The sequence below is a fragment of the Citrobacter sp. RHBSTW-00029 genome, assembly GCF_014104295.1.
Taxonomy (GTDB): Bacteria; Pseudomonadota; Gammaproteobacteria; order Enterobacterales; family Enterobacteriaceae; genus Citrobacter; species Citrobacter youngae.
On the sequence record NZ_JABXRT010000001.1, the window covers coordinates 3,705,550 to 3,722,526 of the forward strand.

20 protein-coding genes are annotated in these 16,977 nt (G+C 51.2%); 10 read left to right on the forward strand and 10 right to left on the reverse strand.

Annotation, left to right across the window (positions count from 1 at the left end; genetic code table 11):
* Nucleotides 1-69 precede the first annotated feature (69 nt).
* The gene (epmA, locus tag HV041_RS17985; protein ID WP_048212905.1) at nt 70-1,047 is read right to left on the reverse strand and encodes an elongation factor P--(R)-beta-lysine ligase; all 978 of its coding nucleotides are present in this window, start codon (nt 1,045-1,047) and stop codon (nt 70-72) included.
* A 324-nt stretch (nt 1,048-1,371) separates the two neighbouring features.
* Between epmA and frdA the strand changes: the two genes are divergently transcribed.
* Genes frdA through frdD form a run of 4 tightly spaced genes read left to right on the forward strand, consistent with a single transcriptional unit; the run spans nt 1,372 to nt 4,665 of the window.
* A complete protein-coding gene (gene frdA, locus HV041_RS17990; RefSeq protein WP_048212906.1) occupies nt 1,372-3,162 on the forward strand; it encodes a fumarate reductase (quinol) flavoprotein subunit in 1,791 nt (596 codons plus the stop codon).
* Nucleotides 3,155-3,889, forward strand: coding sequence for a fumarate reductase iron-sulfur protein (gene frdB / locus HV041_RS17995; RefSeq protein WP_048212907.1), 735 nt, complete (start codon nt 3,155-3,157; stop codon nt 3,887-3,889). The genes frdA and frdB overlap by 8 nt, the downstream gene beginning before the upstream one ends.
* A 10-nt stretch (nt 3,890-3,899) precedes the next feature.
* On the forward strand, nt 3,900-4,295 hold the full coding sequence (gene frdC / locus HV041_RS18000; protein ID WP_048212908.1) for a fumarate reductase subunit FrdC: 396 nt from the start codon (nt 3,900-3,902) through the stop codon (nt 4,293-4,295).
* Nucleotides 4,296-4,305: 10 nt separating this feature from the next.
* Nucleotides 4,306-4,665, forward strand: a complete 360-nt coding sequence (frdD, locus tag HV041_RS18005; RefSeq protein ID WP_048212909.1) for a fumarate reductase subunit FrdD — start codon at nt 4,306-4,308, stop codon at nt 4,663-4,665.
* A 41-nt stretch (nt 4,666-4,706) separates the two neighbouring features.
* On the opposite strand, the gene ampR is transcribed toward frdD, so the two are convergent.
* Nucleotides 4,707-5,582 carry a LysR family transcriptional regulator AmpR gene (gene ampR, locus HV041_RS18010; protein ID WP_101743239.1) on the reverse strand — a complete coding sequence of 292 codons (876 nt, stop codon included), beginning with the start codon at nt 5,580-5,582 and terminating at the stop codon, nt 4,707-4,709.
* Between the two features lie 131 nt (nt 5,583-5,713).
* Here ampR and blaCMY point away from each other — a divergent pair, with 131 nt between their 5' ends.
* Complete coding sequence (gene blaCMY, locus HV041_RS18015; protein ID WP_121585367.1) at nt 5,714-6,859, forward strand: CMY-2 family class C beta-lactamase; 1,146 nt, start codon at nt 5,714-5,716, stop codon at nt 6,857-6,859.
* A gap of 92 nt (nt 6,860-6,951) precedes the next feature.
* The gene (locus HV041_RS18020) at nt 6,952-7,485 is read left to right on the forward strand and encodes a lipocalin family protein (RefSeq protein WP_005122149.1); all 534 of its coding nucleotides are present in this window, start codon (nt 6,952-6,954) and stop codon (nt 7,483-7,485) included.
* On the opposite strand, the gene sugE is transcribed toward HV041_RS18020, so the two are convergent.
* Complete coding sequence (gene sugE, locus HV041_RS18025) at nt 7,482-7,799, reverse strand: quaternary ammonium compound efflux SMR transporter SugE (protein WP_048212913.1); 318 nt, start codon at nt 7,797-7,799, stop codon at nt 7,482-7,484. The genes HV041_RS18020 and sugE overlap by 4 nt on opposite strands.
* Before the next feature lie 259 nt (nt 7,800-8,058).
* Here sugE and HV041_RS18030 point away from each other — a divergent pair, with 259 nt between their 5' ends.
* Complete coding sequence (locus HV041_RS18030; protein WP_048212914.1) at nt 8,059-8,658, forward strand: LuxR C-terminal-related transcriptional regulator; 600 nt, start codon at nt 8,059-8,061, stop codon at nt 8,656-8,658.
* 30 nt (nt 8,659-8,688) lie between these two features.
* Here HV041_RS18030 and ecnB read toward each other — a convergent pair whose 3' ends face one another.
* The 3 genes from ecnB to efp all read right to left on the reverse strand — a co-directional run bounded on the left by ecnB (nt 8,689) and on the right by efp (nt 9,743).
* Nucleotides 8,689-8,835 (reverse strand): lipoprotein toxin entericidin B, encoded by a 147-nt coding sequence (ecnB, locus tag HV041_RS18035; protein WP_003025482.1) that lies wholly within the window; start codon nt 8,833-8,835, stop codon nt 8,689-8,691.
* Nucleotides 8,836-8,942: 107 nt separating this feature from the next.
* Nucleotides 8,943-9,077 (reverse strand): lipoprotein antitoxin entericidin A, encoded by a 135-nt coding sequence (gene ecnA / locus HV041_RS18040; protein WP_040232999.1) that lies wholly within the window; start codon nt 9,075-9,077, stop codon nt 8,943-8,945.
* A 99-nt stretch (nt 9,078-9,176) separates the two neighbouring features.
* Nucleotides 9,177-9,743, reverse strand: a complete 567-nt coding sequence (gene efp, locus HV041_RS18045) for an elongation factor P (RefSeq protein ID WP_003025478.1) — start codon at nt 9,741-9,743, stop codon at nt 9,177-9,179.
* Between the two features lie 41 nt (nt 9,744-9,784).
* Between efp and epmB the strand changes: the two genes are divergently transcribed.
* On the forward strand, nt 9,785-10,813 hold the full coding sequence (gene epmB / locus HV041_RS18050) for an EF-P beta-lysylation protein EpmB (RefSeq protein ID WP_182294253.1): 1,029 nt from the start codon (nt 9,785-9,787) through the stop codon (nt 10,811-10,813).
* Nucleotides 10,814-10,996: 183 nt separating this feature from the next.
* Nucleotides 10,997-11,860, forward strand: coding sequence for a YjeJ family protein (gene yjeJ, locus HV041_RS18055; RefSeq protein ID WP_121585366.1), 864 nt, complete (start codon nt 10,997-10,999; stop codon nt 11,858-11,860).
* A 179-nt stretch (nt 11,861-12,039) separates the two neighbouring features.
* Here the strand turns inward: yjeJ and HV041_RS18060 are convergent, their stop codons facing one another.
* The 3 genes from HV041_RS18060 to HV041_RS18070 all read right to left on the reverse strand — a co-directional run bounded on the left by HV041_RS18060 (nt 12,040) and on the right by HV041_RS18070 (nt 14,629).
* Nucleotides 12,040-12,393: a DUF4156 domain-containing protein gene (locus HV041_RS18060; protein WP_121585365.1), complete on the reverse strand. Its 354-nt coding sequence runs from the start codon at nt 12,391-12,393 to the stop codon at nt 12,040-12,042.
* Between the two features lie 252 nt (nt 12,394-12,645).
* Nucleotides 12,646-14,292: a chaperonin GroEL gene (gene groL, locus HV041_RS18065; RefSeq protein WP_121585364.1), complete on the reverse strand. Its 1,647-nt coding sequence runs from the start codon at nt 14,290-14,292 to the stop codon at nt 12,646-12,648.
* Nucleotides 14,293-14,335: 43 nt separating this feature from the next.
* Nucleotides 14,336-14,629: a co-chaperone GroES gene (locus HV041_RS18070; RefSeq protein ID WP_000027827.1), complete on the reverse strand. Its 294-nt coding sequence runs from the start codon at nt 14,627-14,629 to the stop codon at nt 14,336-14,338.
* A gap of 275 nt (nt 14,630-14,904) precedes the next feature.
* Here HV041_RS18070 and yjeH point away from each other — a divergent pair, with 275 nt between their 5' ends.
* Nucleotides 14,905-16,152 (forward strand): L-methionine/branched-chain amino acid transporter, encoded by a 1,248-nt coding sequence (gene yjeH / locus HV041_RS18075; RefSeq protein WP_121585363.1) that lies wholly within the window; start codon nt 14,905-14,907, stop codon nt 16,150-16,152.
* A gap of 40 nt (nt 16,153-16,192) precedes the next feature.
* Here yjeH and HV041_RS18080 read toward each other — a convergent pair whose 3' ends face one another.
* Nucleotides 16,193-16,672, reverse strand: a complete 480-nt coding sequence (locus tag HV041_RS18080) for an FxsA family protein (protein ID WP_048212918.1) — start codon at nt 16,670-16,672, stop codon at nt 16,193-16,195.
* Between the last annotated feature and the right edge of the window lie 305 nt (nt 16,673-16,977).

The following is a 16,977-nucleotide window of genomic DNA, read 5'->3' on the forward strand; positions in this document are numbered from 1 at the left end:
GGGAAAGTGAAAAAATGTGCTACAAAGTGGCGGTTTTATCGCCACTTTGTATTGTAGAGGGATAACCCGTTATGCACGATCGACGGTAAAGGCGATAACGTCAGCCAGACTCTCAGCGCCCAGCGCCAGCATCACCAGACGGTCAACACCCAGCGCCACGCCAGAGCAATCCGGCATCCCAACCTTCAACGCTTCAAGCAGGTTGGTGTCAATGGGCTGCTGCGGCAGGCCGCGCGCGGCACGTTTACGATTATCCTGCTCGAATCGTTGCTGCTGTTCACGTGCATCAGTCAACTCATGGAAACCATTCGCTAGCTCAATACCTTTGTAATAAACCTCGAAACGTTCAGCCACTCGATGATCTTCGGTACTGATTTGTGCCAGTGACGCCTGACTGGCCGGGAAATGGTACACAAACGTTGGTTTGTCTTTGCCAATATGTGGCTCAACGCCCATTGTAAACAGCAGTTGCAGCAAGGTATCCCGGTCCTCTTCAGTATCCGCGATATTGCTGAGATCCAGCTTCGCCGCCACTTCCCGCAGTTGGGTTTTATCCGCAGACAGCGGGTCAATCTCCAGATGACGCTGGAAAGCTTGCTGGTAAGAAAGGCTTTCGGCAGGTGAACAGTCCAGCACTTGCTGCAGCAAATCATCCACTTCGTTCATCAGGCGATACATGTCGTAGTGTGGGCGATACCACTCAAGCATGGTGAACTCAGGATTATGATGACGTCCCATCTCTTCATTACGGAAGCTGCGACATAGCTGATACACCGGGCCACATCCTGCGACCAGCAGGCGCTTCATATGGTATTCCGGGCTGGTCATTAAATAGAGGTTCATCCCCTGGGAATGACCAGGGCCAACGAAACGCGTTTCGAACGGGAACAGGTGGATGTCCGTTACCGTCGCCTGACTCATGCAAGGTGTCTCAACCTCAAGCACTCCACGATCGGCAAAAAAGCGACGAATCTCCGCTATAATTGCTGCACGTTTTAACAGATTGGGGATGGACGCGCTCGGCTGCCAGGTTGCCGTTTCGCTCATGGTTGTTTCTCCGATTTCAGACAAGGGCACGAAGTCTACTCGTATCGCGCTAGCGAGACAAATTTCACGCGGGAATAATAAACACTGGCTGGCGGGTAAAAAAAGCAACATTGGGTGGTTTAGTAATTAAATTAATCAAATTCAATGATAATTCAGCCCTCTGATACGCTAAAAAAATCGAACACGTCAAATTTCCCTCACATCCCTAAGACTATACTATTGTACCTATAAAGGAGCAGTGGAAACGCGTTCATAACCTGTTTGAATCCGATTAAGCATCTGAATTCGGGCGGGGATGAAATAACAACAATCTGGAGGAATGTCGTGCAAACCTTTCAAGCCGATCTTGCCATTATAGGCGCCGGTGGCGCGGGATTGCGTGCAGCAATTGCTGCCGCACAAGCAAATCCCAACGCTAAAATCGCACTGATCTCAAAAGTGTACCCAATGCGCAGCCATACCGTTGCTGCCGAAGGCGGCTCTGCTGCTGTCGCGCAGGATCATGACAGCTTTGACTACCATTTTCACGATACGGTAGCAGGCGGAGACTGGCTGTGTGAGCAGGATGTCGTGGATTACTTTGTCCACCACTGCCCAACTGAAATGACGCAACTGGAACAATGGGGCTGCCCATGGAGCCGCCGTGAAGACGGTAGCGTCAACGTACGTCGCTTCGGCGGCATGAAAATCGAGCGTACCTGGTTTGCCGCGGATAAAACCGGCTTCCACATGCTGCATACGCTGTTCCAAACTTCTTTGCAGTTCCCGCAAATTCAGCGCTTTGATGAACACTTCGTTCTGGATATCCTGGTGGACGACGGTCATGCTCGCGGCCTGGTCGCCATGAACATGATGGAAGGCACCCTGGTACAAATCCGTGCTAACGCAGTCGTGATGGCAACGGGCGGCGCGGGTCGTGTTTATCGTTACAACACCAACGGCGGCATCGTAACCGGCGACGGTATGGGCATGGCACTGAGCCACGGCGTTCCGCTGCGTGATATGGAATTCGTTCAGTATCACCCAACAGGTCTGCCTGGTTCCGGTATCCTGATGACTGAAGGCTGCCGTGGTGAAGGTGGTATTCTGGTCAACAAAAATGGCTACCGTTATCTGCAAGACTACGGCATGGGTCCAGAAACTCCGCTGGGCGAGCCGAAAAACAAATACATGGAACTCGGTCCGCGTGACAAAGTTTCTCAGGCTTTCTGGCACGAATGGCGTAAAGGCAACACCATCTCCACCCCACGTGGCGATGTTGTTCACCTCGACCTGCGCCATCTCGGCGAGAAAAAACTGCTCGAACGTTTACCGTTCATCTGCGAACTGGCGAAAGCCTACGTGGGTGTCGATCCGGTTAAAGAACCGATCCCGGTACGCCCGACCGCACACTACACCATGGGCGGTATCGAAACCGATCAGCACTGCGAAACCCGTATTAAAGGTCTGTTCGCGGTGGGTGAATGTTCCTCTGTTGGTCTGCACGGCGCTAACCGTCTGGGCTCTAACTCCCTGGCGGAACTGGTGGTCTTCGGTCGTATGGCCGGTGAACAAGCTGCGGAACGCGCTGCAACAGCTGGCGCTGCAAACAGTGCAGCTCTTGATGCACAGGTTGCTGGCGTTGAAAAACGTCTGAAAGATCTGGTTAACCAGGAAGGTAACGAAAACTGGTCTAAGATCCGTGACGAAATGGGTATCTCCATGGAAGAAGGTTGCGGCATCTACCGTACACCGGAACTCATGCAGAAAACCGTTGATAAGCTGGCGGAACTGCAGGAGCGCTTCAAGCGCGTACGTATCACTGATACTTCCAGCGTATTCAACACCGACCTGCTGTACACCATTGAACTGGGTCACGGCCTGAACGTTGCCGAATGTATGGCGCACTCCGCGCTGGCACGTAAAGAATCCCGCGGCGCGCACCAGCGTCTGGATGAAGGCTGCACCGAGCGTGACGACGTGAACTTCCTCAAACATACCCTCGCCTTCCGCGATGCTGACGGCACGACTCGCCTGGAATACAGCGACGTGAAAATCACCACTCTGCCACCGGCTAAACGTGTTTACGGTGGCGAAGCGGAAGCAGCCGATAAGAAGGAGAAGGCGAATGGCTGAGTTGAAAAACCTGAAAGTTGAGGTGGTGCGCTATAACCCGGAAACCGATACTGCGCCGCACAGTGCTTTCTATGAAGTTCCTTATGATGAAACCACGTCTCTGCTGGATGCGTTGGGCTACATCAAAGATAACCTGGCACCAGACCTGAGCTATCGCTGGTCCTGCCGTATGGCAATTTGCGGCTCTTGCGGCATGATGGTCAACAACGTGCCGAAACTGGCGTGCAAAACCTTCCTGCGTGATTACACCAACGGTATGAAGGTTGAAGCACTGGGCAACTTCCCGATTGAACGCGATCTGGTCGTCGATATGACGCACTTCATCGAAAGTCTGGAAGCGATCAAGCCGTATATCATTGGTAACCCGCGTACTCCGGATCAGGGACCAAACACCCAGACTCCGGCGCAGATGGCGAAATATCATCAGTTCTCCGGTTGCATCAACTGCGGTCTGTGTTACGCCGCGTGTCCGCAGTTCGGCCTGAACCCTGAGTTCATTGGACCGGCTGCAATTACGCTGGCGCATCGCTATAACGAAGATAGCCGCGACCACGGCAAGAAGGAGCGTATGGCTCAGTTGAACAGCCCGAACGGCGTCTGGACCTGTACTTTCGTGGGCTACTGCTCCGAAGTCTGCCCGAAACACGTCGATCCGGCTGCGGCCATTCAGCAGGGTAAAGTTGAAAGTTCAAAAGACTTTCTTATCGCTACCCTGAAACCACGCTAAGGAGTGCATGATGACGACTAAACGCAAACCCTATGTGCGGCCGATGACGTCCACTTGGTGGAAAAAGCTGCCATTTTATCGCTTTTACATGCTGCGCGAAGGCACGGCAGTTCCGGCAGTCTGGTTCAGTATTGAACTGATTTTCGGCCTGTTTGCTCTGAAGCATGGTGCTGAGTCCTGGATGGGCTTTGTCGGCTTTTTGCAAAACCCGGTGGTGGTCATCCTCAACCTGGTTGTCCTGGCTGCAGCACTGCTGCATACCAAAACCTGGTTTGAGCTGGCGCCGAAAGCCGCCAACATCATCGTAAAAGACGAAAAAATGGGGCCAGAGCCGATCATCAAAGGTCTCTGGGTAGTTACTGCGGTAGTGACCGTAGTCATACTGTATGTAGCCCTGTACTGGTAAGGAGTCCGGGATGATTAATCCAAATCCAAAACGCTCTGACGAACCTGTATTCTGGGGTCTGTTTGGTGCAGGTGGTATGTGGGGCGCAATCATTGCGCCGGTAGTGGTTCTGCTGGTTGGTATTATGCTGCCGCTGGGTCTGTTCCCGGGCGATGCGCTGAGCTATGAGCGCATTATGGCATTCGCTCAGAGCTTCATCGGACGTGCGTTTCTGTTCCTGATGATTGTTCTGCCGCTGTGGTGTGGTTTACACCGTATGCACCACGCGATGCATGACCTGAAAATCCACGTGCCTGCTGGCAAATGGGTATTCTACGGCCTGGCTGCTATCCTGACCGTTGTAACAGCGATTGGCATTCTGACTATCTAATCGCAGTTGTTACCTATTAGGCCCGCCACTGGCGGGCCTTTTTATTTGTGCAATACCCCGATCAGCCAACGAGAAAACTCGCGCATCGCAGGTGTCTCCGGGCGAGATTGCAAACGCGTTATCCAGTAACTCCCCAGATCAATCTGCGTTAAAAACGGCTGTACGATACGCTCACTACTGAGTAAATGCGTGAACATTCTGACCGGGGCGATTGCCACACCAATCCCCGCCTGCGCGGCTTCCAGCATGGTGACCGACGAGTCAAACACCACCACGTTGTGCGTCGGTGACGGCGGCGCTTCTCCAGCGGCCTGCATCCACAGCGCCCATTCATCACGACGATACGATCGTAATAGCGGAAATTTCAGGATATCTGCAGGAGTCTGAATCTGAGAGGCCAGCTCGGGTGAACAAAGCGGAGACATCAGCGCGCTACATAAATATTGCGCATCAGTATCGTGCCAGGCTCCCCCTCCGTAGCGAATGGTATAATCCAGCCCCTCTGCAGCAGGATCAACACGGTTATTATGCGTGGAAAGCTGTAAATCGATATACGGATAACACCGTTTAAAATCGTGTAGAAGTGGGAAAAGGCAACCCACCGCAAAAGTGCCCACCACACCAATTTTCAGTTTTTCCTGAGACTGGTTACCGGCAAAGCGGTCTAACATCGCCGCCATACGATCGAAAGAGTCATTAAGTACAGGTAACAGACTCTCACCTTCTGTCGTGAGCATCAGGCCCCGTGAAACGCGAATAAAGAGCTGACAATTCAGCTGTTGTTCCAACGCTTTCACATGCTGGCTGATGGCAGAATGCGTCACGTTAAGCTCAATTGCTGCGCGGGTAAAGCTGAGATGCCTGGCGGCCGCTTCAAAAGCCCGCAGAGAATTAAGTGGGATATAGCTACGCGTCATCATCTAACCTGTTAGAAAAACTTATATCTGCTGCTAAATTTAACCGTTTGTCAACACGGTGCAAATCAAACACACTGATTGCGTCTGACGGGCCCGGACACCCTTTCGCTTTTTATTACGGAAATGATTTCATGATGAAAAAATCGTTATGCTGCGCACTACTGCTGACAGCCTCTTTCTCAACGTTTGCCGCCGCAAAAACAGAACAACAGATTGCCGATATCGTTAACCGCACCATCACACCGCTGATGAAGGAACAGGCTATTCCGGGTATGGCCGTGGCCGTTATCTACCAGGGAAAACCGTATTACTTTACCTGGGGTAAAGCTGATATCGCCAATAATCGTCCGATTACACAGAACACACTGTTCGAACTCGGTTCAGTCAGTAAGACCTTCAATGGCGTGCTGGGCGGCGATGCGATCGCCCGCGGCGAAATCAAACTCAGCGATCCGGTCACCCGGTACTGGCCGGAACTCACAGGCAAACAGTGGCAGAACATTAGTCTGCTGCACTTAGCCACCTATACGGCGGGTGGCCTGCCGCTTCAGATCCCCGACGAGGTGACGAATAAAACTGCATTGCTGCGCTTTTATCAAAACTGGCAACCCCAGTGGGCCCCGGGCGCTAAACGTCTCTATGCTAACTCCAGCATTGGTCTGTTTGGCGTACTGGCGGTGAAACCCTCTGGAATGAGCTACGAAGGGGCGATGATCAGACGCGTCCTGCAGCCATTAAAACTCACTCACACCTGGATTACCGTTCCGCAGAACGAGCAACGAGATTATGCCTGGGGCTATCGCGATGGCAAGCCCGTACATGTTTCGCCAGGCCAGCTTGATGCCGAAGCGTATGGTGTGAAATCCAGCATTATGGATATGGCTCGCTGGGTTCAGGCCAATATGGACGCCAGCCACGTGCAGGAGAAAACCCTGCAGCAGGGCATCGGGCTCGCACAGTCACGTTACTGGCGCATTGGTGAGATGTACCAGGGCTTAGGCTGGGAAATGCTTAACTGGCCAGTGAAAGCCGACTCGATAATCAGCGGTAGCGACAGCAAAGTGGCGCTGGCAGCGCTGCCCGCCGTTGAGGTAAATCCGCCAGCCCCAGTCGTGAAAGCCTCATGGGTGCATAAAACAGGGTCTACTGGCGGATTTGGCAGTTACGTTGCCTTCGTGCCAGAAAAAAATCTTGGCATCGTGATGCTGGCAAACAAAAGCTACCCTAACCCGGCTCGCGTAGAGGCCGCCTGGCGCATCCTGGAAAAGTTGCAATAACTGACAAAGAGGTCCGGTAAATCGGGCCTCCATTCTTGATCTTTTTTTCCTGCTGTCATCTACACTTAACAAAAAACAGCAAGGAAAACACTATGCGCATTCTGCCCGTCGTTGCTGCAGTTACGGCTGCATTTCTGGTTGTTGCTTGCAGTTCCCCTACACCGCCGAAAGGCGTTACCGTGGTGAATAACTTTGATGCCAAACGCTATCTGGGCACCTGGTATGAAATTGCACGTTTCGACCATCGATTCGAGCGTGGACTGGAAAAAGTGACCGCAACCTACAGCCTGCGCGACGACGGCGGCATCAATGTGATCAACAAGGGCTATAACCCAGACAGGGAAATGTGGCAGAAAACCGAGGGTAAAGCCTATTTCACCGGCGATCCAAACCGCGCTGCGCTCAAGGTCTCGTTCTTCGGCCCTTTCTATGGCGGGTATAACGTGATTGCGCTCGATAGGGAATATCGTCACGCGCTGGTCTGCGGCCCGGATCGCGACTATCTGTGGATCCTCTCTCGTACCCCAACGATTTCAGATGAGATGAAACAGCAGATGCTGGCAGTCGCGACCCGGGAGGGGTTTGAAGTGAACAAGTTGATTTGGGTAAAACAACCCGGCGCTTAGTGGGTGCTGAGCTTCAGGCCAATAATGCCGGCAATAATCAACCCCAGGCTGAGCAGACGTGCCGGACTGGCTGATTCACCCAGTAGCAGAATGCCGGTAATGGCCGCCCCTACCGCGCCAATCCCGGTCCAGACGGCATAAGCCGTACCAACCGGTAGCGTTCTCATCGCCCAGGAAAGCATAGCGATACTGACGATCATCGCCGCAATGGTGATAATACTTGGCGTTAAACGGGTAAAACCGTGGGTATATTTCAGACCAATAGCCCAGACAACTTCAAGCAGGCCCGCGATAAGTAAAACGATCCAGGACATGACTGGCTCCAGTACACAATGGGGCCGTCCCCGGTTGAAAGATGCGTTTGCAGGTCGTCCTGCAAAGCGGATGTATGAAATGGCATTTTTGCCCGGGAGAAAATGAATTTCAACCTTTTTATTCATTGCTTACTTAAAGCAAGAATTAAGCCCAATTAGAGGCGTAGTTCCCGCATTTGGCTCACATTGGACTTCTCTATGATGAAGAGCTTTCTGAACTCAGAAAGCCATTTGATCCTCTTCTGAATGCGAAAGGTTTATGCTTAAAATTTTAGTGATTGACCGGTGCCACTTCACCCGCACAGGGATAGAGGCCTTGCTTAATCATTCTGGTATGTTCAACTCTTCATTTCTGGTGTCAGGGATTAATAATCTGATGTTGGCTAAAGAGCATATTTTGCAGTGGAAGCCACATCTGGTAATCGCAGATTTATGTAGTTTTCTCAGCGATATTCACTCCAGCCCCCCCATCGCACCATTTTTTATGAGCTGCGGCGCCATCCCGCTGATTTTACTACAATCAGGCGACCGATCGCATAACCCAATCGATCCCCCTCACTCTGCCGTTCACTCGACATTGTCCAAACACATCGCGTTGCATGATCTTTCGCGCACGATCCAGAATGCACTACAGATCCGCCCCGTATTGGATACACCTAAAAATGCCACACCGCTGCTTACACCACAGGAAGAGAAGGTACTGTCGTTGTGGATGGATGGCGTTGATAACAATGCAATAGCCGCCGCGCTCTGCATTCATGGTAAGACGGTATACACCTATAAGCGAAATATCCGTATGAAGCTGCACCTGGGGAACCGCTTTTCACCGTTTCTCTCTCTACCTGAGAAGATGAATTAACGGTACGACGGTGCGTCGTACCGTTCATAGCTATTGCTGAGCCTTTGTCGCTGCACCAGAAATGGCACTACCGCCCTCAGAAATATCCTGACCTACGCCTCGCGTCGTATTACACGCCGTTAATACGGAAGAAAGTACCAACACAGAAAAGATCGCAGCAATTGTCTTCTTAACCATAACGTCTTCCTTTTTTAGCCAATATTGTTTGTGTATAGCTACTTAATAATAGACAAGATCCGGGGGGGTGACGGATAAACGACCGTTTTTAAGACAACATGAGGGGACTAGCTGGCAGCGTGAGAAATTGAATTACCGAGATGTTTGATATCTTCACCGAAGCCGCGCGCCGTATTACAGCCCGCCAGGAGGGTGCTGGTGAAAAGGATAAGCATTACAAGACCGAGAAGACGTTTCATCATTCCTGCCCTGGAAAAGTATGGCGCAGCAATCTGCACCCACATCTTAGAAATACGCAAAATCATTCAGGCCGCCTGATGCAGCCTGAAAGATGAAGAATATTACTTCACGCGGGATACGTATTCGCCAGAGCGGGTATCCACTTTGATGACTTCGCCGATCTGTACGAACAGCGGAACTTTAACCACTGCACCGGTGGACAGCGTCGCTGGTTTACCACCAGTACCTGCAGTGTCACCTTTCAGACCTGGGTCGGTTTCAACGACTTCCAGCTCAACGAAGTTCGGCGGAGTCACGGAGATCGGCTGACCGTTCCACAGGGTCACGATGCATTCAGCCTGGTCCAGCAGCCATTTAGCGTTATCGCCTACCGCTTTCTCGTCAGCAGCCAACTGTTCGAAAGTGGTGTTATTCATAAAGTGCCAGAACTCACCGTCGCTATACAGGAAAGTCAGGTTCATGTCGGCTACGTCTGCGCCTTCAGCGGAGTCGGTAGACTTGAAGGTTTTCTCTACGCGAGTACCGGTCAGCAGGCGGCGCAGCTTAACGCGCGCAAACGCCTGGCCTTTACCTGGTTTAACGAATTCGCTGGCTTCAACCGCATAAGGTTCGCCGTCCAACATGATTTTAAGACCAGCACGAAAATCGTTGCTATAGTACGTTGCCATAAGGCCCTCTGAAAATTGTTAACTGGTAGCTAAGCCACAAAATGGCGCATATTGTAACCCTAAATACCCCATCCAGAGAAGATTGGTTATCGCAACTTGCCGATGTTGTGACCGATCCTGATGAACTTCTGCATCTTTTGAATATAGACGCAGATGAAAAACTGTTGGCCGGACGCGATGCGAGACGGCTTTTCGCCCTGCGCGTTCCGCGTGCGTTTATTGCCCGCATGGAAAAAGGCAATCCAGACGATCCGCTTTTGCGTCAGGTACTTACTTCTCAGGAAGAGTTCGTTTCCGCACCAGGCTACTCGACCGATCCACTGGAAGAACAGCACAGCGTGGTTCCCGGTCTGCTGCATAAATATCGCAACCGGGCGCTGCTGTTGGTTAAAGGCGGTTGTGCGGTAAATTGTCGCTATTGCTTCCGCCGACACTTCCCGTATGCTGAAAACCAGGGCAATAAGCGCAACTGGCAGGTCGCCCTGGACTACATTAGCGCACATCCTGAGCTGGATGAGATTATCTTCTCCGGTGGCGATCCGTTAATGGCCAAAGACCATGAACTGGACTGGTTGCTCACGCAACTGGAAACCATCCCGCATATTAAGCGTCTGCGAATTCACAGCCGTTTGCCGATTGTTATCCCGGTGCGTATTACTGAAGGACTGGTCGAGCGTTTTGCACACTCTTCCCTGCAGATTCTGCTGGTCAATCACATTAATCACGCGAACGAAATTGATGAGACATTTCGTCAGGCAATGGCCAGCTTGCGTAAAGTGGGTGTCACATTGCTTAACCAAAGCGTCCTGCTGCGTGGCGTGAACGACAACGCACAAACGCTGGCAAACCTGAGCAATGCACTGTTTGATGCGGGCGTAATGCCCTATTACCTGCATGTACTGGATAAAGTGCAGGGAGCCGCTCACTTTATGGTGAGTGACGATGAGGCACGGAAAATCATGCGAGAGCTGCTGACGCTGATTTCAGGCTATATGGTCCCAAAACTGGCGCGCGAAATTGGCGGTGAGCCAAGTAAAACGCCGTTGGATTTGCAGTTACGCCAACAATAGTCATTATTGAGTGTCCGATTTCGGACACTCGACACGATTACTTATCATTTAAATTCCAACAAGTGGAGCCACACTTTTAATCTGTGCTATTTTAATTAGCGCTGTAAAATCATTCATTCGTAAATTTTATCAATAGTTTCAAATGCAGAACATCAATAAATATATGGTTAGGGAGAACCTTTGATGGCTATCAGTATTAAAGGTATTAATACCGGCGTTATTCGTCAGAAGAATGAATTTGTTGCTTTGGCATTAAAGATAAAAGAACCAAGAAATAAAGAGTCGCTGTTTTTTCTTTCTCCGCTTGGGCTAAGAGACTTGTTTATTGCTCTGGAAAGCAAGCTATACGCCAAACATCAACTAAGCGAAGACGAGCGTGTGCAATATGAGAAAGAATGCGAGAAAGCCAGCAAAAAGATGCACGAAAATATTCCTTTAATTCAGGAAGATGAGTTAAAGAATGCGGATATTAACCGTCGCATAAATTCACTGACGTTAGTGGATGATAAAGGGGAGAATTTAGCATTTTCTCTGACGCTGCATGACGGGAAAACAGATGAGTTACTGGTTAATGAATTACAGATTCAGGTGTTGGCGCATGCAATTATTCATGCAATAAATAATGCTGGCATGCGGGATTTAGCGCTACGAATTACATCGCTGCTGGATTTTCTGCCGCTGTACGATGTGGATTGCCAGCAAAACGACAATCTGGAATACGATTCTTATACACAACCCGAATGGAAACATAACCTGTTTAATCATTATCTGGCGATTATTTACCGCTATACGGATGATAAAGGAAAAGCCCAGTACTGTGGTTCGGTAGTAAAAACTCGCGCTCTTTCCGGCAGCAAAGAGGCCGAAGCCATTACTCGCCGTCTGCTCGATTTCAGCCCACGGCTGAAAAAACTTGCCGGTGTACCGTGCCAGGTGTTTGTCAGAACGTTGACGGGTGATAAGACGCAAAAGCTCAATCAGGATCAGTGCCTGCGCGCGCTGCATCATTTACGCGTTCAGTCTGCGCATAAGACTCAGAATGCCTGATGGCGCTGCGCTTATCAGGCCTACGATTGCATGAGCCTGTCCAGGCCACTTTATTACACAAAATAATTCAATCTGCATCGCGGCGGCAAGCGAAGAAAATCCCCAGGAGCATAGATAACTATGTGACTGGGGTTTCACAGCGCAGCCAACAAAGGGGCTGGTTGAAGGATGAAGTGTAATCAGTTAGGGCACTTATAAACCTGCCCAATCATCTCACTAGCGGTAGGAACAAAGCTGGAGAGCATTCCCTGCGATGGGCTGCTGACGCCATAAATCACGTTACCGCCCATTGCCGCAGCCTGGTTACGCAGATCGTTTGCTGCGCCACGCATTGAGCCGCCCTCTTCGCCGTGCTGGCCAGAAAGCCAGTTGCTTTGCTTACCGGTTGCCGTGCCTATCAGTTGGCACTCTGCGCCAGGCTTATCTTCGACAAAGCGTACGCTTTGCCCGGCTGAACTCAGTTCGTTGCTGGAGCTACAACCCGCCATCAGTAGCGCGGCACCAACGATCCCTGCTAAATATTTCATGTGCATGTCATTCCCCATAATCAATTAGTTGGACGTTATGTCCGTAGCTGAATCATATACTAAAAAGATGACCAAAAGAAAAACCCCCGGACATTTCTGCCCGGGGGTTTCTCAATTCTGGGAGATGAGCACCCAAATCATTCTGGTTGCAGGAAGGCGGCCAGTTTGTTAATCCCCAGGAGCTTACTCAAGTAAGTGACTGGGGTTAGCAAACGCAGCCAACGCGTCTGCAGCCTGAAGGATGCAGGGTGTGGGCAATTACATCATGCCGCCCATTCCACCCATGCCGCCCATACCGCCAGCGCCACCTAAATCAGGGGAATCGCCTTTTGGCAGGTCGGTTACCATGCACTCGGTGGTGATCATCAGACCCGCAACAGAAGCCGCGTACTGCAGCGCAGAACGGGTTACTTTGGTCGGATCCAGAATACCCATGTCGATCATGTTACCGTATTCTTCAGTTGCTGCGTTGTAACCGTAGTTACCGTCACCCGCTTTCACGGTGTTAGCCACAACAGACGGCTCTTCGCCGCAGTTCAGCACGATCTGACGCAGCGGGGATTCCATTGCGCGCAGCGCAACTTTGATACCCACGTTCTGGTCTTCGTTCTGACCACGCAGTTCACTCAGTTTGGACGCTACACGGATCAGCGCAACACCGCCACCAGCAACCACGCCTTCTTCTACCGCAGCACGGGTCGCGTGCAGGGCATCTTCAACGCGGGCTTTCTTCTCTTTCATTTCAACTTCGGTAGCAGCACCCACTTTGATGACTGCAACGCCGCCTGCCAGTTTCGCTACGCGCTCCTGCAGTTTTTCACGGTCGTAGTCGGAAGTTGCTTCTTCGATCTGCTGACGAATCTGGGTTACACGACCCTGGATTGCCGCTTCTTCACCCACGCCATCGATGATGGTGGTGGTATCTTTGTTGATCACAACGCGTTTTGCCTGACCCAGATCTTCCAGGGTCGCTTTTTCCAGCTCCATACCGATCTCTTCAGAGATAACGGTACCGCCGGTCAGCGTCGCGATATCCTGCAGCATAGCTTTACGGCGGTCGCCGAAGCCAGGTGCTTTAACCGCAGCCACTTTCACGATGCCACGCATGGTGTTAACAACCAGGGTAGCCAGTGCTTCGCCTTCAACATCTTCAGCGATGATCAGCAGCGGTTTGCCTGCTTTCGCAACGGCTTCCAGAACCGGCAGCATTTCACGGATGTTGGAGATTTTCTTATCGGCCAGCAGGATGAACGGAGTTTCCAGTTCTACTGCGCCCGTTTCCGGCTTGTTGATGAAGTAAGGAGACAGGTAGCCACGGTCAAACTGCATACCTTCAACCACGTCCAGTTCGTCCTGCAGACCGGTACCGTCTTCAACGGTGATCACGCCTTCTTTACCGACTTTGTCCATCGCTTCAGCGATCAGTTTACCTACGGTTTCGTCGGAGTTAGCAGAGATGGTACCAACCTGAGCAATCGCTTTAGAGTCGGAGCACGGTACGGACAGTGTTTTCAGTTCTTCAACCGCAGCAGCGACAGCTTTGTCGATACCACGTTTCAGATCCATCGGGTTCATGCCCGCAGCAACGGCTTTCAGACCTTCAGTGATGATGGACTGAGCCAGTACGGTTGCAGTGGTAGTACCGTCACCTGCAGCGTCGTTCGCTTTAGAGGCAACTTCTTTTACCATCTGTGCGCCCATGTTTTCGAACTTGTCTTCCAGCTCGATTTCACGTGCTACGGAAACACCATCTTTAGTGATGGTCGGTGCACCGAAAGATTTATCCAGAACCACGTTACGGCCTTTTGGACCGAGGGTAACTTTCACTGCATCTGCCAGTACGTTCACGCCGCGCAGCATTTTCACACGAGCGTCGTTACCGAATTTTACGTCTTTAGCTGCCATTTTCTCTTTCCCTTAAATTCGTATGTTCAGTGTCGTTCGCGGATTAAGCTTCAACAATCGCCAGGATGTCGCTTTCAGACATGATCAACACTTCTTCATTGTCGATCTTCTCAGATTTAACACCGTAGCCATCGTTGAAAATGACGATGTCGCCAACTTTCACGTCCAGCGGTTGTACGGTACCGTTGTCCAGGATGCGGCCCTTACCGACAGCGATGATTTCGCCACGAGTTGATTTACCCGCTGCAGAACCGGTCAGTACGATGCCGCCAGCAGATTTGGATTCAACTTCTTTACGTTTGACGATCACACGATCATGTAACGGACGAATACTCATTGATAGCTCTCCTTTGAGAAAGTCTTTATCAGTTATGGGTGGCGCCGGCCCGTAAACGGTATCCCGGCTAGTGACCAGAGAGATGGGGATGGGCTTTTGTGCCTTCAAGGGGGCAAGCGAAAAAAAATTTTTATCAGCAGAAAATCCCGTCAAAACACCGACACGCCTCACATTTCATAACGATTTCAGCTACGTCGTCATAAGCAAATCCGATTGTGATACCATCGAAAATCTGCGCTGTAGCCCGGTACATGGGCATAACCGGATAACAACTTATGAGCGGATTAAAACAAGAGCTGGGACTGGCTCAAGGCGTTGGCCTGTTGTCGACATCATTGTTAGGTACAGGCGTTTTCGCCGTCCCCGCACTTGCCGCGCTGGTTGCTGGCAACAACAGCCTGTGGGCATGGCCGGTGCTGATCGTTTTAGTCTTTCCGGTGGCGATTGTCTTTGCCGTACTCGGTCGCCATTTTCCCAGCGCAGGCGGCGTGGCGCATTTTGTCGGCATGGCCTTTGGCTCACGGCTTGAGCGCGTTACCGGGTGGCTTTTTTTATCGGTAATTCCAGTGGGGTTACCTGCGGCATTGCACATTGCCGCCGGATTCGGCCAGGCAATGTTTGGCTGGCATGGTTGGCAGCTTCTGTTAGCAGAGCTCGGCACGCTGGTATTGGTCTGGTACATCGGTTCGCGGGGTGCCAGCTCCAGCGCAAACCTGCAAACGGTGATTGCCGGACTGATCGTCGCGCTGATTGTCGCCATCTGGTGGGCTGGCGAGTTGAAACCGAGTGAGATCCCCTTTCCTGCCATCGACAAAATTGAGTTTCCCGGGCTTTTTGCCGCGCTGTCGGTGATGTTCTGGTGCTTTGTTGGCCTTGAAGCGTTCGCACACCTGGCCTCTGAATTCAAAAATCCGGAGCGGGATTTCCCGCGCGCGCTGATGATAGGTCTGCTACTGGCCGGTTCCGTGTACTGGGCATGTACCGTCGTTGTACTTCATTTTGGTGCGTACGGAGAGCAGATGGCGGCGGCGGCATCGCTGCCTGAAATCGTCGTTCAACTGTTTGGCGTTCACGCCCTGTGGGTTGCCTGCATCATTGGTTATCTGGCCTGCTTTGCCAGCCTGAACATTTATATCCAAAGTTTCGCCCGTCTGGTGTGGTCGCAAGCACAATATAAACCGGAGAGCTGTCTGGCTCGTCTATCCCCTCGCCATCTTCCGGGCAATGCGCTAAACGCCGTATTGGGCTGCTGCGTCGTCAGTACATTGTGCATCTATATGCTGCAAATCAATCTCGACGCGTTAATCATCTACGCTAACGGCATCTTTATTATGATTTATCTGCTGTGCATGCTGGCGGGATGTCGATTACTGAAAGAACAATACCGCGCGCTGGCGGTTATTGGCGGTCTGCTGTGTCTGCTGCTGTTGGCGATGGTAGGCTGGAAGAGCCTGTATGCGCTGATTATGCTGGCAGGGCTGTGGCTGTTTTTACCGAGCCGGAAAATGGCTGAGGCCAAATAAGCAATAAGAAAGCCCGGTAGCACTTACCGGGCCTGCAGGGTCAGTCGCGACGATCGTCGTCTTTATGATCAAGACGGTTGCGCTCATCGTCTTTACGCTGAAATTCACCGTCGAAGGTCTCACCGCCACCGGTTCCGGCACTAAATCCACCACCTGGCATACGCGAAAAACGCAAATGTGGCAGCAACTTCATGGTCAAATGTTTCTGCACCGGAGGTAATAAAAGAAGAAGACCGAGGAAATCGGTGAAAAAACCAGGTAGCACCAACAGCAAGCCGGCGATAATCAGCGACACGCTCTTGATCATTTCTGCAGCCGGACTTTCACCTGCCGCCATTTTCTGTTGCATCAGTAAAAAGTTCTTAAACCCCTGGTTACGAACCAGAGACATACCGATAACCGAGGTAAAAATAACCAAAATCAGGGTCATCAGGACACCCAGCACATGGGCAACCTGGATAAAAATAGATATCTCTATGTAAACGTAGAGAAAAATGGCAAGTAATGGTATCCAGCGCAAAGGGTTCTCCTGTTGAAAACAGCCGTTTTCACCAACAACTGCTCGAAAATTGTGTGACTTGCATCACTCTAATATTGGGGTGATTAGCAAAATTTCAAGCTGCTTGTACACTAATATTTGGTGTTAATCCTAAAGGGGTGATCTATTTCACAGAATAATAAATAAGGGGTAAATTCCACGCTTTAAGTGATCCAGATTACGGTAGAAATCCTGAACCAGCATATGATCTCGGGTATCAGACCGATGCAGGGGATAATCGTCGGTCGGGAAACAATCGAAATCACATATATCCTGTGTGTTTAGTC

Bases quoted from the DNA above. Each gene is read 5' to 3' on its own strand.
- epmA (WP_048212905.1), bottom strand. From the start codon at position 1,047: ATGAGCGAAACGGCAACCTGGCAGCCGAGCGCGTCCATCCCCAATCTG.
- frdB (WP_048212907.1), top strand. From the start codon at position 3,155: ATGGCTGAGTTGAAAAACCTGAAAGTTGAGGTGGTGCGCTATAACCCG.
- frdC (WP_048212908.1), top strand. From the start codon at position 3,900: ATGACGACTAAACGCAAACCCTATGTGCGGCCGATGACGTCCACTTGG.
- frdD (WP_048212909.1), top strand. From the start codon at position 4,306: ATGATTAATCCAAATCCAAAACGCTCTGACGAACCTGTATTCTGGGGT.
- ampR (WP_101743239.1), bottom strand. From the start codon at position 5,582: ATGACGCGTAGCTATATCCCACTTAATTCTCTGCGGGCTTTTGAAGCG.
- blaCMY (WP_121585367.1), top strand. From the start codon at position 5,714: ATGATGAAAAAATCGTTATGCTGCGCACTACTGCTGACAGCCTCTTTC.
- HV041_RS18020 (WP_005122149.1), top strand. From the start codon at position 6,952: ATGCGCATTCTGCCCGTCGTTGCTGCAGTTACGGCTGCATTTCTGGTT.
- sugE (WP_048212913.1), bottom strand. From the start codon at position 7,799: ATGTCCTGGATCGTTTTACTTATCGCGGGCCTGCTTGAAGTTGTCTGG.
- HV041_RS18030 (WP_048212914.1), top strand. From the start codon at position 8,059: ATGCTTAAAATTTTAGTGATTGACCGGTGCCACTTCACCCGCACAGGG.
- ecnB (WP_003025482.1), bottom strand. From the start codon at position 8,835: ATGGTTAAGAAGACAATTGCTGCGATCTTTTCTGTGTTGGTACTTTCT.
- ecnA (WP_040232999.1), bottom strand. From the start codon at position 9,077: ATGATGAAACGTCTTCTCGGTCTTGTAATGCTTATCCTTTTCACCAGC.
- efp (WP_003025478.1), bottom strand. From the start codon at position 9,743: ATGGCAACGTACTATAGCAACGATTTTCGTGCTGGTCTTAAAATCATG.
- epmB (WP_182294253.1), top strand. From the start codon at position 9,785: ATGGCGCATATTGTAACCCTAAATACCCCATCCAGAGAAGATTGGTTA.
- yjeJ (WP_121585366.1), top strand. From the start codon at position 10,997: ATGGCTATCAGTATTAAAGGTATTAATACCGGCGTTATTCGTCAGAAG.
- HV041_RS18060 (WP_121585365.1), bottom strand. From the start codon at position 12,393: ATGCACATGAAATATTTAGCAGGGATCGTTGGTGCCGCGCTACTGATG.
- groL (WP_121585364.1), bottom strand. From the start codon at position 14,292: ATGGCAGCTAAAGACGTAAAATTCGGTAACGACGCTCGTGTGAAAATG.
- HV041_RS18070 (WP_000027827.1), bottom strand. From the start codon at position 14,629: ATGAGTATTCGTCCGTTACATGATCGTGTGATCGTCAAACGTAAAGAA.
- yjeH (WP_121585363.1), top strand. From the start codon at position 14,905: ATGAGCGGATTAAAACAAGAGCTGGGACTGGCTCAAGGCGTTGGCCTG.